The sequence below is a fragment of the Comamonas sp. w2-DMI genome, from assembly GCF_040187735.1.
Taxonomy (GTDB): domain Bacteria; phylum Pseudomonadota; class Gammaproteobacteria; order Burkholderiales; family Burkholderiaceae_C; genus Comamonas; species Comamonas terrae.
On sequence record NZ_JBANEL010000009.1, the window covers coordinates 120445 to 136133 of the forward strand.

A 15689-nucleotide genomic window follows, 5' to 3' on the forward strand; every position below is an offset into this window, starting at 1 on the left:
CAAGGTCGGCCCCCCGTTCAGGCAGATTGCCCCTGAACGGGACAGGGCACGGGGCGATTCACCGTCTTCAAGCGGCGTTGCACCTGGCCCCTGGCTTCAGAAGACTGCCCAGTCTTCTTCCTCGGCCTTGGCGCGATCCTGTGCCTTGAGCAGGGCAGGGGCTGCTGCGGGGCCAGAGGCCCCCGCTTTACCTGCCTGGGCTGGCGCATGCCCGGGCACCAGCGATGCGCGAGGTGCTCGGGCCGGTGCCTTGGCCGGCGCCGGCATTGCGCGGGGTGCACCGGCCTGGCCGGCGTCCGAGAGCTTGAATACCGCAACGGCGTCCACCAGTTGCTGTGCCTGGCTCTTCAGGTTGGCAGCCGCGGCGGCACTTTCTTCCACCAGCGCAGCGTTCTGTTGCGTCACTTGGTCCATCTGGGTGACGGCGTCGCCCACCTGCGAGATACCCGCGCTTTGTTCGATGCTCGCGGAAGTGATTTCCGCCACGATGTCGCTGACGCGCTGGATGGAGCCCACGATCTCACCCATGGTCCTGCCTGCCTGGTCGACCAGCGCCGAGCCTTGGTCGACCTGCTCCACGCTGCGTTCGATCAATGCCTTGATCTCCTTGGCCGCCTCTGCGCTGCGCTGGGCCAGCGTGCGCACTTCGCCGGCCACGACCGCAAAGCCCCGGCCTTGCTCGCCGGCGCGGGCCGCTTCCACCGCAGCGTTGAGCGCGAGGATGTTGGTCTGGAAAGCGATGCCGTCAATGACGCCGATGATGTCCCCGATCTTGCGGCTGCTGTCGCTGATGTCCTGCATGGTGCTGACCACCTTGCCGACCACTTCACCGCCCCGAGCAGCCACGACCGAAGCACCCTGGGCCAGCTGATTGGCCTGTTTGGCGCTGTCGGTGTTGTGGCGCACGGTGGTGTTGAGCTGCTCCATAGTGGCGGCTGTCTGCTGCAGGGCGCTGGCCTGCTCCTCGGTGCGCTGACTGAGGTCCTGATTGCTTTGCGCGATCTGGGTGCTGGCCGAGGCCACGCTCTCGGAGTTGGACCGTACATTGGCGACCACTTCGGTCAGGCTGGCCTGCATGCGGTGCAGCGCCGCCATCAGGCTGTGCCGGTCGCCCGGAGCAATCGCGATGCGGCCGGACAGGTCGCCTTCGGCAACGCGGCTGACCGCACGGGCCGCCACTGCAGGGTCGCCGCCGATGGAGCGCTGCACGCCCCGCATGATCAGCACGGCCAGCACGACGCCCAGCGCCATGGCCAGGCCGACCAGCAGCAGCGACTGCGCACGCGCGCTGGCAAAGCTGGCCGCTGCCTGGCGCTTGGAATCCTCGGACCCTCTTGCGTTCAGTTCGGTGCTTTTCACGATCGCGTCGAGATAGGCGGTGAAGGCCTTGCGCGAAGGCCCTCGGTAGTACGTGGTGGTTTCCTGGAGGGCCGCCTCGCCCTGGCGCGACAGGGACTGCAGCTTTTCCTGCGTGAGAAGGTAGGCTGCCTTCTGCTTTTGCACATCGTTCCAGAGAGCCTGTTCCTCGGGCGAACTGATCAGCGGCACATAGCGCCGCTCAAAATCGGCCAGCTTGTTGTGCAGGTCGTGGATGCGCTTGTCCACCTCGTCCATCTCCGCTTTGTCGGCCGACAGGATGTGGTCGGATTCGGCGCGGCGCAACTGGTTGGCATAGGCGCGGATCTCAGCCAGCGTTTCCACGCTGGGCAGCCAGTTTTCGGCGATTTCCACGGTGGCGGCGTTGATGCGGCTCATCTGCCATAGCCCCAGTGCGCCGAGCAGCAGGCACAGCAGCAGCAGGGTCCCGAAAGACGCACTCAGCTTGCGGGCCAGGGTCCAGCCATTCATCTCGTAATTGGTTTTCATCTTGTTTTCCGAAGGCTGGCGTTCATCCGATTGCAAACTGCGTGCGGTCCCTGTCCCTGATCCAGGCGGGCGGCTTGCCGCGGCCGGTCCAGGTACTGCCTGTGGCCGGATCGCGGTACTTGGGCGCTACCGACGCAGTCCTGCGCTGGCGCGTTGCCGGAGGGAACACATCCTGCGGGGTGAGGCCGAACGCCTCGACCAGGGCCCGGATGCTTTGCAAGGCCTCGGCCACCTCGGCTTGCCGGGCGCTGGCAATCTGCTGTTCCAAAGCTGCGCGTTGTGCGAGCAGTTCCTGGTAGGAGGCAGTGTGTGTCTTCATCTTGATTCCTTCTTTGAATCCTCTGAACGGGCTGATGGAATGCGCGGCGCAGTCGGTGCCTTGCCCCCGGTCGCAGCCCGCGTCGATAACCAGCAGTCGCTTCGAAGACGCTTGCAAACGGACGCTGCCGGCCTGCCGCAAGGCGCTGGCGCGATGGCGTGCATTTCGTGGAAGACATCTTCAGACTGAAATCTTAAACATTTCTTAACAAAAATATACAAATTGACACAATTACGCCTCAGCAAGGTGGTCAGCCGTCGGGTGCGGGGGCCTTGCATTGCAAGCCTCTGACTGGCAGCAGGGGCCGGATGCCTTCCTGGGAGGCCGGATGGCAGCGCCGGGGCTGCGTGGCAGGCGGGTGTGCGGCTCTGCCTGTTGAAAGCTGGCCACAGGGGGGATGCGCCAGTCCGCTGGCTGCACCCGTGGATAACGATCCGGCATGGCAGCCGCGGGAGAACCTGCGCGCCAGCAGAGATTCGCCGCTCATTACAATCGGCGGAGATTCCAGTGGCCGAACCAGCACAAATCCCTGCAGAAACAGGGCATTTCTGGGCCACCTCCATCTTCCAGACAACATCTCTACGCAATGCGATCCGGACTCCGCACCAAGCCGGTGCAGGGTGCGCCAGCGCGTTGCTTTTTTAAGGAATATTCATGAGCCTCAAATGCGGCATCGTGGGTCTGCCCAATGTGGGCAAGTCCACTCTCTTCAACGCGCTGACCAAGGCCGGCATTGCGGCCGAGAACTATCCCTTCTGCACCATCGAGCCGAACACCGGCGTGGTGGAAGTGCCCGATCCCCGTCTGAACCAGTTGGCCGAGATCATCTCGCCCGAGCGCATCGTGCCCGCCATCGTCGAGTTCGTGGACATCGCCGGCCTGGTGGCCGGCGCCTCCAAGGGCGAGGGCCTGGGCAACCAGTTCCTGGCGCATATCCGCGAGACCGACGCCATCGTCAACGTGGTGCGCTGCTTCGAGGATCCGAACGTGATCCACGTGGCCGGCCGGGTCGATCCGATCTCCGACATCGAAGTCATCCAGACCGAGCTGTGCCTGGCCGACCTGGCCACGGTGGAGAAGGCATTGCAGCGCTACAGCAAGGCCGCCAAGTCGGGCAACGACAAGGAAGCCGCCAAGCTGGTGTCGCTGCTCACGCCCATCCAGGCGGCCCTGAACGAAGGCAAGCCTGCGCGCACCGTGCCGGTGAGCAAGGAAGATGCGCCGCTGCTCAAGCAGTTCTGCCTGATCACGGCCAAGCCCGCCATGTTCGTGGGCAATGTGTCCGAGGACGGTTTCGAGAACAACCCGCTGCTGGACAAGCTCAAGGAATACGCGGCCGCCCAGGGCGCGCCCGTGGTCGCCATCTGCGCCAAGATCGAGGCCGAAATGGCCGAGATGGAGGACGAGGACCGCGACATGTTCCTGCAGGAGTTGGGCCTGGAGGAGCCGGGCCTGAACCGCCTGATCCGCGCCGGCTTCAAGTTGCTGGGCCTGCAGACCTATTTCACCGCCGGCGTGAAGGAAGTGCGCGCCTGGACCATCAAGGTCGGCGACACCGCGCCGCAGGCGGCCGGCGTCATCCATGGCGACTTCGAGCGTGGCTTCATCCGTGCCCAGACCATTGCCTTCGAGGATTTCATCGCCTACAAGGGCGAGCAGGGAGCCAAGGATGCCGGCAAGATGCGCGCCGAAGGCAAGGAATACGTGGTCAAGGACGGCGACGTGATGAACTTCCTGTTCAACGTCTGAGTTGCATGGTGGGCTGGCGCTTCGCGCGCCGCCTGGAACGGGAAAGCACCAGGGCGGTTAGTGCCCCTGGTGCTTTTTTTTGCGCAAAGTCGGGGCGACTATCGCCTCGGAGCCAGGGCCGGGTAGTAGCGCTGCGCCACGTCCAGATGGGAGCGCAGCCTTCCCTTCAGCGCATTGGTGCCGATGTGGGTGAACAGCGGATTGTGGGGATCGCTTTCGGGGCCGCGCGCCAGCCGGGCCAGGTGCGGGGGCAGGTCCAGCAGGGGAACTTCCTGCGCATGCAGGCTGGGCGAGAAGAAATAGGCGATGGAGTAGCGGCTGGCTCCCGAGCGCGGCGAGACCACCCGGTGCTCGTTGGCGCGCAGATAGCCGTTGGTGGCCAGCTCCAGCATCTCCCCGATGTTCACGACAAAGGCATTCTCGCGGGGCGGCACGTCCAGCCAGCCCTGCGGGGTTAGCACCTGCAGTCCGCCCACCTTGTCCTGCAGCAGCAGGGTCAGCAGGCCGCCGTCCTTGTGGGCGCCCACGCCCTGGTCGGGGCACCCATGCTCCTGGCTGGGGTAGTGGATGATCTTCAGGCGGTTGTTGTGCGGCGGTGCAACCAGGGCATCCAGTGCCGTGGCCGGCTGCTCCAGCGCCACCAGAAAGGCTTGCAGCAGGCGCTTGGCCACCTGGCGCGCAGCTTCCTGCCAGGCCAGGATTTCGCGCTGTAGTTCGGGAAGCTCCCCGGGCCACTGGTTGGGCCCTTGCAGCCCCCACCAGGCCGGTGTATCGGGGCTCTCGTCGATGGCAGGCAGTTCCTCGCCGAAGTCGATCTGCTCGCGCAGGTCGGGTCGCAGGCGGGTGATTTCCCCGCCCACGCCGGTATAGCCGCGGAAATGCCGGGAATTGCGGATGGCGATGCGCTCTTTGGCCTGCGGCGGCAGCTCGAAGAAGCGGCGGGAGATGGCCTGCAGCCGCTCGATCTGCGCGGTGTCTATGCCGTGCCCTTCCAGGTAGAAAAAGCCGATGTCGCGCGCGATGTGGGCCAGCCGCGTATGAAGCGGGGTGTGGCGCGTGGCGTCGCCCAGTGCCGCAAGGTCGATGACCGGCAGCGCGTCCCGCAGTGCGCTGGACGGCGCTGCATGCCCGATGGGAGGCGCAGGGAAAATGGCGTGTGCGGCGGTGCTCATGCAGGCTCCTCAAGTCTGTCGGCAGGGAAGGGGGATGGGCTGCTGGCGGCGGCATGCTCCAGGGCCTGCCGCAGGTCGGCCAGCAGGTCGTCGGGATGCTCTATGCCGATGGACAGGCGCACCAGGCCCGGCGCAATGCCCACGCGCGCCAGCTCCGCATCGCTGAGCAGGTGGTGGGTGGTTTCGGCCGGTATGGCTGCCAGCGATTTGCTGTCCCCGATGTTGACCAGGCGCTGGAACAGCTGCAGTGCGTCGTAGAACTGCCGCGCCGCAGTCCTTCCGCCATGCAGTTCGAAGGACAGCAGGCCGGGGACCAGCCCGCCGCGCAGGTAGCGGCGGGCCAGTTCGCGCTCCGCCTGCCCGGCAGCGGTGGCATGGAAAACGCGTGCCACCTGGGGCTGCGCCTGCAGGAAATCCAGCACGGCCCGGGTGTTGCTGCTGATGCGCTCCATGCGCAGCGCCAGCGTCTCCAGCCCCTGCAGCAGCAAAAAGGCCGAGTGGGCAGCCAGCGTGGCGCCCGCATTGCGCAGCATGACGGTGCGCGCACGTGCCAGCAGCGCCGCCTCGGGGTAGCGTTCGGTGAACACCACATGGTGGAAGGCCGGATCCGGGCGCGTGAGTTGGGGGTAGCGCCGGGCCTGCGCATTCCAGTCGAAGCGGCCGCCGTCCACGATCAGTCCGCCGATGACGCAGCCATGTCCGCCTATGTATTTGGTCGCCGAGTGCACCACCACGTCGGCGCCGTGCTCCAGGGGGCGGACGAGCAGAGGCGTGGCGCTGGTGTTGTCCACCACCACCGCGATGCCGTGGGCATGGGCCAGCGCGGCAACCGCGGCAATGTCGGCCACCTCCCCCGAGGGATTGGCGACGGACTCCAGGAACACGGCCTTGGTGCGCTCTGTGATGGCCGCGCGCAGGGCATCGCTGTCGCCGCGCGCCACCACGGTGCTGGCAATGCCGCGGCCTTGCAGCACGTGCACCGCCAGGTTGTGGGTACCGCCATACAGGGCCGAGGCCAGGATCACATGGTCGCCCGACTGGGCCAGCGTGGCCAGCGTGATGTCGATGGCTGCCATGCCGGACGCCACGGCCAGCGCGGCGGCTCCGCCTTCCAGCTGGGCGATGCGTTGCTCCAGCACGGCCTGCGTGGGATTGCCCGTGCGTGCGTACACCGGCCCTTCCTGCACCAGGTCGAACAGCTCCGCGCCGTGCTGGGCATCCTCGAACAGGAAGGATGTGGTCTGGTAGATGGGAATCGCAGCACTGCGCTGGTGCTGCAAGCCGTCGTAGCCCGCGTGGAGCACGATGGTGTCGGGCCGCCAGGCGGCATTGCGGCCGAAAGCGGGTGCCTGGCTCATGCGGCAAGCGCTTGCCTGGGTTCGGCAGCGGCAGCCTTCGCCGGGGCTGCCGGCGTGGCGCGCACCAGGGTGCCGACGATATGCTGCGGGTTGCGCAGCAGGTTCAGGATGGGGCAATTCTTTTCCACGGCGGCGAACAGCTCTTCGAGCTGCGCATCCGATGCGCTGGACGCGACCCGTACTTCGTAGCGGATGTCATGCGGCCAGATGGGCGTGGACTCGTGGCCGGGATGGCCGCCGCGCGGGTCTATGGTGCCGCGCACGTCGACTTCCACGCTGTCCAGCGGTACCTGCAGCAGTGCCGCCTGGATCTCGAAGATGTGGGTGACGCAGGTGCCCAGCACGCCCAGCTGCAGCTCGGGCGAGGAGGGTCCCAGGTTGAAGCCGGCGAAGTCGTAGGGACTGTCGCTGATCACCTGGTGCTCGCGGATGCGCAGGCGGCGGATGCCGCTGCGCCCCTCGGCGGTGACATGGGCGTGCAGCGAGGCGGCCTCGGCACGGCCTTCGGCAATGCGTTGCTGGCGCCCCAGGACGGCGTGGCGCTTGTGGTGCAGGTAGTCGTTCAGGCTCATGGTGTTTCTCCGGTGGGAATGGCGCCATGGTCGGCCAAGCCCGCGGTGCCGGCTACGAAGCTTTTCGAGCTTGCATATGCGCTTTTCATATGCGCTTTTCATATGCGTTTTTCGCAGGCGACAGCCTCCGGGACCGGTTGCCCGATTTCTGCATATCGATACACGGATTCCTTCGTTGGCGAAGTGCGGACCGCGGACCTATGGTGCAGGCACTTTCACTGACTTCCGGAGGGACGACATGGATGAGTTTTTGCCCATTGCGCAGCGTGCGCCCTGGACGCGGCGCCATTTCCTGGGGGCCGCGACGGCGGCGGGTTCCGTGGGCGTGGCAGGCCTGCTGCCGCTGGCCGTGCGCTCGCAGCCGCGCAAGATCACCCTGGCCTGGAGCCAGGCCAGCTTCTGCCAGGTGCCCGTGCCGATTGCGCTGGAGCGCGGCTTCTTCGAGAAGAACGGCCTGCAGGTGGAGGTGCTGAACTGGGGCGGCTCCGCCGACCAGCTGCTGGAGGCGCTGGCCACCGGCAAGGCCGAGGTCGGCGTGGGGCTGATCCACCGCTGGGTCAAGCCGCTGGAGGCGGGGCTGGATGTGAAGATCGTGGGCAGCGTGCACGGCGGCTGCCTGCGTCTGGTGGGGGTCAACGCCGCCGGCGTGACGCAGGACGTGAGGACGCTCAAGGGCAAGGTGATCGGCGTGTCCGACCTGAACAGCCCGGCCAAGCAGTTCTACGGCATCCACCTGGCCAGAAAGGGCCTGAACATCGACAAGGATGTGGAGTGGCGCGTCTATCCGGCGGATCTGCTGGATGTGGCGGTGAAGAAGGGCGAGATCCACGCCATTGCCGACGGCGATCCCAACCTCTATCTGATCGAAAAGCGCAACCCCGGCGTGTTCACCGAACTGGGCAACAGCGCCACGGGCGAATATGCCGAGAAGATCTGCTGCGTGCTGGGAGCCAGCGCCAAGTTCGTGCGCGACGACCGCAAGAGCGCGGCGGGCGTGGTGCGCGCGCTGGCCCAGGCCTCGGACTATGTGGCCGAGAACCCGAACGAGGCGGCCCGGATCTTTGCCCGCTACACGCCCAAGTTCGAAGTGCCGGACCTGCAGCGCCTGATCGCCGAGCTCACCTACAAGCACCATCCGCACGGCGGCCGCCTGCATGACGAGGTGCGCGACTTCGTCAGCGACTTCCGCTCTGCGGGCATTCTGAAAAAGAGCACCGACCCGGCACGCTTTGCGCGCCACATCACGCAGGATGTGCTGTCATGAGCAGCGTACAAGCCATGGCGGAGCGGGGGGCGGCCCCGGCCCTTGCCCAGGCGCGTGTGCAGCCGCCTGCCGCGTTGGTTCGCACAGGCCCGTGGCGCCAGGGCCTGGCCGCGGCGCTGGCCTGGCTGCTGCTGGGCGTGCTGACCTGGCTGTGGCCGAACAAGGAAATCGGCTTCAGCGACTGGGCCTACACCACGGAATTTGCCGCGCTCACGGCCGCCGTCGCGGTGCTGTTGGCGGCGTTGGCCCTGGCGGGAGGGCGGGCCGGGCGGGTTTTGCGCTGGCTGCGTCCGGCAGGCGCCTGGCTGATCGCGGCGCCCGTGCTGCTGGCCGTGTGGGAGGTGGCAACGGCCAAGCTGGGCCTGCTGCCCCCGCCGTTCTTCGCACCGCCGCAAAGCCTGCTGGAGGTCTACCTGGACGACACGGCCCGGCTCGGCATTTCGGTGGCCTACTCGCTGCGCCTGCTGCTGCAGGGCATCGTGATCGGCAGCGCGGTGGGTTTTGTCACCGGCGTATGGGTGGGCTGGTCGCGCGTGGCCGGCTACTGGGTGCATCCGCTGCTGCGCTTTCTGGGGCCGGTGCCGGCATCGGCGCTGCTGCCGCTGGCTTTCTTCTTTGCGCCCAGCAGCCACAGCGCGGCCGTGTTCCTGATCGCGCTGGCCACCTTCTTCCCGGTGGCCGTGCTGACCTGGTCCGGCGTGGCCAACGTCAGCAAGAGCTATTACGACGTGGCCCGCACCCTCGGGGCGTCGGAATGGTTTCTGGTGCTGCGCGTGGCCATTCCTGCCGCGCTGCCCCAGGTCTTCGTGGGCCTGTTCATGGGGCTGGGCGCTTCGTTCTCCGTGCTGATCACGGCCGAGATGATGGGCGTGAAGGCGGGATTGGGCTGGTATCTGCAATGGGCCCAGGGCTGGGCCGCCTACGCCAACATGTATGGCGCCCTGCTGGTGATGGCGGTGCTGTGCTCGGGCCTGATCACCCTGCTGTTCGCCGTGCGCGACCGGCTGCTGGGCTGGCAGAAAGGAACCGTGAAATGGTGAGCGCTGCAAACGAGCTTCGGCGGCCTGCACAGGCCGGCGGCACTGCCGGCGCGCGCATCGACATCGCCGATGTGTCGCACCATTTTGCCCAGCCCGGCGGGGCCAGCCTGCCGGTGCTGGACCATGTCGGCCTGCAGGTGAGGCCCGGCGAGTTCGTGGCGCTGCTGGGGCCCAGCGGCTGCGGCAAGTCCACGCTGCTGCGCCTGGTGGCGGGGCTGGAGCCGCCGGCCAGTGGCCGGGTCACGCAGGACGGCCGGCCCATCGAGCGGCCCGATCCCTCGCGCATCGTGGTCTTCCAGGACCCGACCCTGTTCCCCTGGCGCACGGTGCGCGACAACGTGGCTTTGGGCCTGCAGGCCCGCAAGGTGCCCAGGGACCAGCATGCGCGCATCGACGAAGCGCTGGCGCTGGTGGGGCTGTCCGAATTCGCGGCCAGCTATCCGCACCAGCTCTCGGGCGGCATGGCCCAGCGCGTGGCCCTGGCGCGCGCGCTGGTCAACGAGCCGCAGCTGCTGATACTGGACGAACCGCTGGGCAAGCTCGATTCGCTGACCCGGCTGTCCATGCAGGGCGAGCTGCTCAGGCTGTGGCAGCGCACCGGCTTCTCGGTGCTGCTGGTCACGCACGATGTGGAAGAGGCGCTGTTCCTGGCCGACCGCGTGGTGGTGTTCTCGCAGCGTCCGGCGCGCACGGTGGCGGAGCTGGCCGTGGACTTGCCCCATCCGCGCCATCGCACGCAGCCGCGCTTTGTCGAGCTGCGCCAGCAGGCGCTGCACCATCTCGGACTGGATGACGTGGCCTGATGCCCGAGCGCGTAGCGGATGCCCCCTGGCTGATCTGGCTGCTGGAAGCAATCCATCGCGGGCAGGTGGGCCTGCTGCAGCTGCTGCACGGCCTGGGCTGGACGGGGGATGTCGATGGGCAGCCGGCCTGGCCGTGGACGCAGCGCCTGGCCGGCGAATACCTGCTGGTGGACCAGGCCCAGGCACGCCAGCTGGCCTGGAGCCTGGGTGCCATCGCTGCGGCGCTGGTCCTGCTGGCTCTCGCAATGCTGTGGCGGCGCAGGCGCCGCCGGAGCCTGTGCCTGCTGGGGATGGCGCTGGCTGCCGTCGTGCTGGCACCCTGGCCTTCACGCCAGGTGGTGCTGGTGCAGGCCGGGCCTTCGAGTTTTCACCGCAATCCCTTGCCGTTCACCGACGCGGCCATCGTCCGCGGTGCTGCGCAATACCGCCGCCTGTGCCTGCAGTGCCATGGTGCGGCGGGTGACGGCCAGGGGCCGGAGGCGTCGGCCCAGCCCGTGTGGCCGCCCAGCTTCATCGGCCCGCTGCTCTGGCGCCGTGCGGACGGCGAGCTGCTGCAGGCGGTGCGCCATGGCGTGCGGAACGGCCAGGGGCGCCCGACCATGGCCGGCGTTGCCGGCCAGCTGTCGGTGGCGCAGAGCTGGGAGCTGCTGCATTTTCTGCGTGCCCAGGCCGCGGGCCGGCTGCTGAATGCTACCGGCAACTGGGCCCAGCCGGTTGCCCTGCCGGACATGCCGCTGCGCTGCCACCGCCCCGACAAGACGCGGGTACGGGACTGGCGGGGGCAGCGCCTGCGGCTGGTCAGTCTGGCCGATGCCCGTCAGCTGCCGCCCGATCCGCGCATGGTGACGCTGTGGCTGCCGCCTGCCGGACCGCTGCCGGCGCTTCCCGAACAAGTGGATTGCATCGTCGTCTCGGGCTCGGTGGCGCAGCAGGCCCTGGGCCTAGTGAACGGCGATGCCGCGATGCGCGATGTGCAGCTGCTGGCCGACAAGGACGGCTGGCTGAGGGCGCGCAACAGCCGTGCCGTGGGCAACTGGAATGACGAGGACCTGCTGTGCCGCAGCGCACAAGACACACAAGCGCCGGCGACCCCTGCGGTGCCGGTGGCCGAAGACGGTCTGACCCGCATCCTGCGGCGCATGGACCTGGAGCCGGTGCGCTATGTCAAGGGCGGGCGGGTACATGGCCTGCGCTGATGCCCTGCGGCGCGCGGTCCCGGTACACGGCTTCAGCCTTCGCGCCCTTCGTTGAGCTTCTGGCGTACCACTTCCGGTGTCAGCGTCGGGACGAAGCTCTCGATGAAGTGGCAGGCGTAGTCGCGCAGCCAGATGCCGCGGCGCACGGCAATGCGCGTGAGATTGATCTCGAACAGGTGGCGCGCGTCGATGGCGCGCAGCAGGCGGTCGCGTTCGGCGTCGAAGGCGATGGAGGCCACGATGCCTATGCCCATGCCCAGCTCCACATAGGTCTTGATCACGTCCGCATCCATGGCCGTCAGAACGATTTCGGGAGCCAGGCCTTCGCGTGCAAAGGCTTCGTCGATATGCGCGCGGCCCGTGAATCCATGCTCGTAGGTGATGATGGGATGGCCGGCCAGGTCTTCCAGGGAGATAGGCCTTGCCTGCAGCAGCAGCGGATGCCCGGGAGGCACGATCACGCTGTGCGACCAGCGGTAGCCGGGCAGGGTCAGCAGCTGCTCGTAGTTGGCCAGGGCCTCGGTCGCCACGCCGATGTCGGCTTCCCCGGCCAGCAGCATTTCGGCAATCTGCTGCGGCGAGCCCTGGCGCAGATGCAATGTCACGCCCGGGTAGACCTTGCGGAAGTCCCGCACCACGGCAGGCAGTGCGTAGCGGGCCTGGGAATGCGTGGCCGCCACGTAGAAGACGCCCGTGTCCTTTTCCTTGAAGTCCTTGCCCGCGTTCTTGAGATTGCCGGCCTCCAGCAGCAGCCGGTCGATGATGGGCAGCAGCGTCTTGCCGGGCGGCGTCAGCCCGGTGAGACGTTTGCCCGCGCGCGTGAAAATCTCCACGCCGAGCTCTTCCTCCAGTTCACGGATCTGGCGGCTGATGGCGGGCTGGGAGGTGAAGAGAACGGCGGCAACCTCGGTCAGGTTGTAGTTGTTGCGCGCGGCTTCGCGGATGGAACGCAGTTGCTGGAAGTTCATGGCCGGGCTCCGTCGCCCGCCGCCGCGTCGGCCTGCGGCCGGCCTTGCCGCTCCAGGAACTCCAGCTGATTGCCTGCCGGGTCCTTGATGTAGATCTGCTGCGCCTGCGCAGCCTCGGGGTGGCTCTCGATGAAGCTCAGATCGAATGCGGCCAGGCGGTTCCTGAGGTCGCCGATGCCTTCGATGTTGAAGGCCACATGCTGGGTGGGACCGCGCCCGTGCGGGCCGACATCCGGCGTGAAGCACAGCAGCTGGTGGCCCATCTCGAACTGCAGCAGCTGTTTTTTCTCCGGTGCATGCCGCTCATGGGCTCCGAGCACGGTGGCGTAGAAGAAGCGGATTTCCTCCCGTGACCGGGGATGGAAATTGAAATGGATATGGTGGACGGATGTGATGTTCATGGGACTGCATGCCTGTTGCGGCAGGAAAGCACATGCCCTGCCGTATCTGTGGCCGGGGGGCGAAGGCCTGGGGCGGCGGCTTCAGCCTGCTCCTGCGGGAGCGCAGGGCTGGGCCGCAGGCCGCGAAGGTTTCACGGCCGGGGACAGTGCAGTCCGGTGCGAGGGTGCAGGTGCGGGCGGGTGGCACTCATCAGGCATTGCCTTGGAAGGTTCTATTGGGCAGCCACTATAGAAAAGCCTGTTTATAAAAACAATTAATGTTTTTTTACTTCAAAATTACTTAAACATATTTGGAGGGCGGTACCTTGCTTTTTGCTATGAAAAAAAGAGCTTTCTTCGCTTGACCGCCAAGCGAAGAAAGCTCTTCTGGATGTCATTGGCCGGCGTGCGCCCGTCGGCCTGGGGCCGGGTTTCAGCGCCGGTGATCGGCCTTGCGCGCCAGCGACTCGCCGGCGAACTGGACCACGGACACCAGCGCCACGAGGATCACGATGACCTCGAACATCACCCGGGTCTCGTAGCGTTCGTAGCCATAGCGTATGGCCAGGTCGCCCAGGCCGCCCGCGCCCACGGCGCCGGCCATGGCCGAGGCATTGACCATGGCGATCACGCTGACCGTCATGCCGCCGATGATGCCGGGCAGGGCCTCGGGCAGCAGCACGTGCCGCACGATGTGCCAGCGCTTGCAGCCCATGGCGCGCGCGGCTTCCACCAGCCCGGAATCCACCTCGTTGAGGCTGACCTGGGCGATGCGGGCATAGAACGGGATCAGGTTGGCCGACAGCGGCACCACTGCGGCCCAGGTGCCCAGCGTGGTGCCGACGATGCCGCGCGTGACCGGCAGCAGGGCCACGAGCAGGATGATGAAGGGGATGGCACGGAAGACGTTCACCGCGACCGACAGCCCCTTGTGGAAACGCGGCAGCGCATACAGGCCGCGCGGCCCGGTGACGGTGAGCACGATGGCCAGCGCCAGCCCGAGGCCGATGGCGATCACCGAGGAAGAGGCCACCATCAGCAGGGTCTCGGCCAAGGCCTGGAGGTACTTGTCAATCGGCGCGGACATAGCCCAGCAGCTCCAGTTGGTCGGCGCCGGTGGACTGGCGCAATGCATCGAGTGAAGGCAGGCCGGCGGCCGGTGCCGCGACCAGCAACTGCCCCAGCGAGTGGCCATGCAGCCGATCCAGGCCGCCGTGCAGCAGCGTCGCCTGCGGGCCCAGGGCCGCCAGGGCCTGCAGCGGCAGGCCCTGGGGCCGCCGGCTGCCGGCAAAGCGCAGGCCGAGCACGGCGCGGTCCGCTGCGCAGGCCGGCGTGGGCTGCAGCCGTTGTGCAAGGTCGGGCGGCAGGCCCTGCTGCAGCGGCTGCAGCAGGGCCTGGGTGGCTGCGGCTTGCGGAGCGCCGAAGACGCGCCAGACCTCCCCCACCTCCTGCACCTGCCCCTGGTCCAGCACCAGCACGCGGTCGCAGATGGCGCGGATCACCGCCATGTCGTGGGTGATCAGCACCACGGTCAGCCGGAGCTGGCGGTTGATGTCGCGCAGCAAGGCAAGGATGGACTCGGTGGTCTCGGGATCCAGGGCGCTGGTGGCTTCGTCGCACAGCAGCACCTCGGGGCCATGCACCAGCGCACGCGCAATGCCCACGCGCTGCTTCTGTCCGCCCGACAGCTGGGCAGGATAGGCGCCGCCCCTGTCGGCCAGGCCGACCAGCGCCAGCAGCTCGTCCACGCGGGCCTTGATGACGGCCGGACGCTCGCCGGCCACGCGCAGCGGCAGGGCCACGTTCTCATGCACGGTCTTGGCCGACAGCAGGTTGAAGTGCTGGAAGATCATGCCGATGCGCCGGCGCAGCGCGACCAGGCCATCCTCGTCCAGCCGTGCGGGATCCACGCCGTGGATCCGTACCCGGCCTTCGGACGGGATTTCCAGCGCATTGATGGTGCGCAGCAGCGTGGACTTGCCGGCGCCGCTGCGGCCGATGATGCCGAACACCTCGCCATGGCGGATGTCGAAATCCACGGCCGACAGGGCCTGCACCGGTCCGCCGGGGCCGGCATAGGCCTTGCCCACGCCGTCGAACACGATATGCGGTGCGAGCTGCACCGCGGGAGGAAGCGTGGTCATGCCGCAGCTCAGAACGCGGGGATCACCGAGCCCTGGTACTTTTGCTGGATGAACTGGCGCACCGGCTCGGACTGGTAGGCAGCGACCAGTTGCCGGGCCCACGGCGCATCCTTGTCCCTGGAGCGTATGGCAATGATGTTGACGTAGGGATTGCGCTCGCGCTTTTCCACGGCGATGCCGTCGCGCGTGGCGATCAGTCCCGCCTGGTAGGCAAAGCTGTTGACGATGGCGGCGGCCGCCAGGTCGTCCAGCGAACGGGCCAGCACCACCGAGGCCACTTCCACCAGTTCCACCTTCTGGCGCAGTGCCGTCACGTCGGCCAGCGATGCCGTGCCGGTGAAGGGATCGAAGCCGGGCTTGAGATCCAGCACGCCCTGGTCGCGCAGCACCACCAGGGCGCGGGTCTGGTTGCTGGGATCGTTGGGTATGCCCACGCGCGCGCCGGCCGGCAGATCGGCCAGGCGCTTGAACTTCCGGGAATAGAAGGCGATGGGCGAGATGTAGGTATCGCCCGCGGAGACCAGCTGGTAGCCACGCTGCTGGTTCTGGTCGCGCAGGAAGGGGGTGTGCTGGAAGGAGTTGGCCTCGAGGTCGCCGTTGTGCACGCCCTCGTTGGGGCTGACGGAGCCGCTGAGCACCACGGGCTTGACGCTGAGGCCGCGCTCCCGGGCCACCTTGGTGACCACTTCCCAGATCTCTTCGTCCACGCCGCCGCGCACTCCCACGCGGATCAGCGAAGGTGCCGCGGCCGATGCAGGCCCGCTTGCGGTGCCCGCCGCGGGAAGCAGGAAGGCGGCGGAGGTTCGGAGAAAGTCGCGCTTGTTCATGGTGGAAATCCGGTCTTCTGTTGTGGGATGC

At 67.3% G+C, this 15689-nt stretch carries 15 protein-coding genes; 5 read left to right on the top strand and 10 right to left on the bottom strand.

The features are described from left to right. Positions 1–96: 96 nt before the first annotated feature. Positions 97–1866, bottom strand: coding sequence for a methyl-accepting chemotaxis protein (locus tag V8Z74_RS11755; RefSeq protein ID WP_349709395.1), 1770 nt, complete (start codon positions 1864–1866; stop codon positions 97–99). 22 nt (positions 1867–1888) lie between these two features. After that, entirely contained in the window at positions 1889–2185 is a 297-nt protein-coding gene (locus tag V8Z74_RS11760) for an H-NS histone family protein (protein ID WP_349709396.1), read from the bottom strand. Positions 2186–2839: 654 nt separating this feature from the next. On the opposite strand from V8Z74_RS11760, the gene ychF reads away from it, so the two are divergent. After that, entirely contained in the window at positions 2840–3934 is a 1095-nt protein-coding gene (gene ychF / locus V8Z74_RS11765) for a redox-regulated ATPase YchF (RefSeq protein WP_066477339.1), read from the top strand. Positions 3935–4032: 98 nt separating this feature from the next. Here ychF and V8Z74_RS11770 read toward each other — a convergent pair whose 3' ends face one another. The 3 genes from V8Z74_RS11770 to V8Z74_RS11780 are packed head-to-tail and all read right to left on the bottom strand — an operon-like array spanning position 4033 to position 7036. Then, a complete protein-coding gene (locus V8Z74_RS11770) occupies positions 4033–5106 on the bottom strand; it encodes an isopenicillin N synthase family dioxygenase (RefSeq protein WP_349709397.1) in 1074 nt (357 codons plus the stop codon). Beyond that, a complete protein-coding gene (locus V8Z74_RS11775) occupies positions 5103–6464 on the bottom strand; it encodes an O-acetylhomoserine aminocarboxypropyltransferase/cysteine synthase family protein (RefSeq protein ID WP_349709398.1) in 1362 nt (453 codons plus the stop codon). The genes V8Z74_RS11770 and V8Z74_RS11775 overlap by 4 nt, the downstream gene beginning before the upstream one ends. After that, positions 6461–7036 carry an OsmC family protein gene (locus tag V8Z74_RS11780; protein ID WP_349709399.1) on the bottom strand — a complete coding sequence of 192 codons (576 nt, stop codon included), beginning with the start codon at positions 7034–7036 and terminating at the stop codon, positions 6461–6463. The genes V8Z74_RS11775 and V8Z74_RS11780 overlap by 4 nt, the downstream gene beginning before the upstream one ends. Before the next feature lie 238 nt (positions 7037–7274). Here V8Z74_RS11780 and V8Z74_RS11785 point away from each other — a divergent pair, with 238 nt between their 5' ends. From V8Z74_RS11785 to V8Z74_RS11800, 4 genes are read left to right on the top strand one after another with little or no spacing between them, the layout of a single operon-like run. After that, positions 7275–8300, top strand: a complete 1026-nt coding sequence (locus V8Z74_RS11785; protein ID WP_349709400.1) for an ABC transporter substrate-binding protein — start codon at positions 7275–7277, stop codon at positions 8298–8300. After that, entirely contained in the window at positions 8297–9340 is a 1044-nt protein-coding gene (locus tag V8Z74_RS11790) for an ABC transporter permease (RefSeq protein ID WP_502879515.1), read from the top strand. The genes V8Z74_RS11785 and V8Z74_RS11790 overlap by 4 nt, the downstream gene beginning before the upstream one ends. Continuing rightward, positions 9334–10143, top strand: a complete 810-nt coding sequence (locus V8Z74_RS11795; RefSeq protein ID WP_349709401.1) for an ABC transporter ATP-binding protein — start codon at positions 9334–9336, stop codon at positions 10141–10143. Before V8Z74_RS11790 ends, V8Z74_RS11795 begins: the two co-directional genes overlap by 7 nt. Then, the gene (locus V8Z74_RS11800) at positions 10143–11339 is read left to right on the top strand and encodes a c-type cytochrome (RefSeq protein ID WP_349709402.1); all 1197 of its coding nucleotides are present in this window, start codon (positions 10143–10145) and stop codon (positions 11337–11339) included. The genes V8Z74_RS11795 and V8Z74_RS11800 overlap by 1 nt, the downstream gene beginning before the upstream one ends. Positions 11340–11371: 32 nt before the next feature. Here the strand turns inward: V8Z74_RS11800 and V8Z74_RS11805 are convergent, their stop codons facing one another. From V8Z74_RS11805 to V8Z74_RS11825, 5 genes are all read right to left on the bottom strand, one after another. Next, complete coding sequence (locus V8Z74_RS11805) at positions 11372–12307, bottom strand: CysB family HTH-type transcriptional regulator (RefSeq protein WP_066477377.1); 936 nt, start codon at positions 12305–12307, stop codon at positions 11372–11374. Further along, on the bottom strand, positions 12304–12708 hold the full coding sequence (locus V8Z74_RS11810) for a VOC family protein (protein ID WP_349709404.1): 405 nt from the start codon (positions 12706–12708) through the stop codon (positions 12304–12306). The genes V8Z74_RS11805 and V8Z74_RS11810 overlap by 4 nt, the downstream gene beginning before the upstream one ends. 412 nt (positions 12709–13120) lie before the next feature. Then, positions 13121–13774 (bottom strand): methionine ABC transporter permease, encoded by a 654-nt coding sequence (locus tag V8Z74_RS11815; RefSeq protein WP_066477382.1) that lies wholly within the window; start codon positions 13772–13774, stop codon positions 13121–13123. Then, positions 13758–14831, bottom strand: a complete 1074-nt coding sequence (locus V8Z74_RS11820; RefSeq protein WP_349709405.1) for a methionine ABC transporter ATP-binding protein — start codon at positions 14829–14831, stop codon at positions 13758–13760. The genes V8Z74_RS11815 and V8Z74_RS11820 overlap by 17 nt, the downstream gene beginning before the upstream one ends. 8 nt (positions 14832–14839) lie before the next feature. After that, positions 14840–15658, bottom strand: a complete 819-nt coding sequence (locus tag V8Z74_RS11825) for a MetQ/NlpA family ABC transporter substrate-binding protein (RefSeq protein WP_066477394.1) — start codon at positions 15656–15658, stop codon at positions 14840–14842. Between the last annotated feature and the right edge of the window lie 31 nt (positions 15659–15689).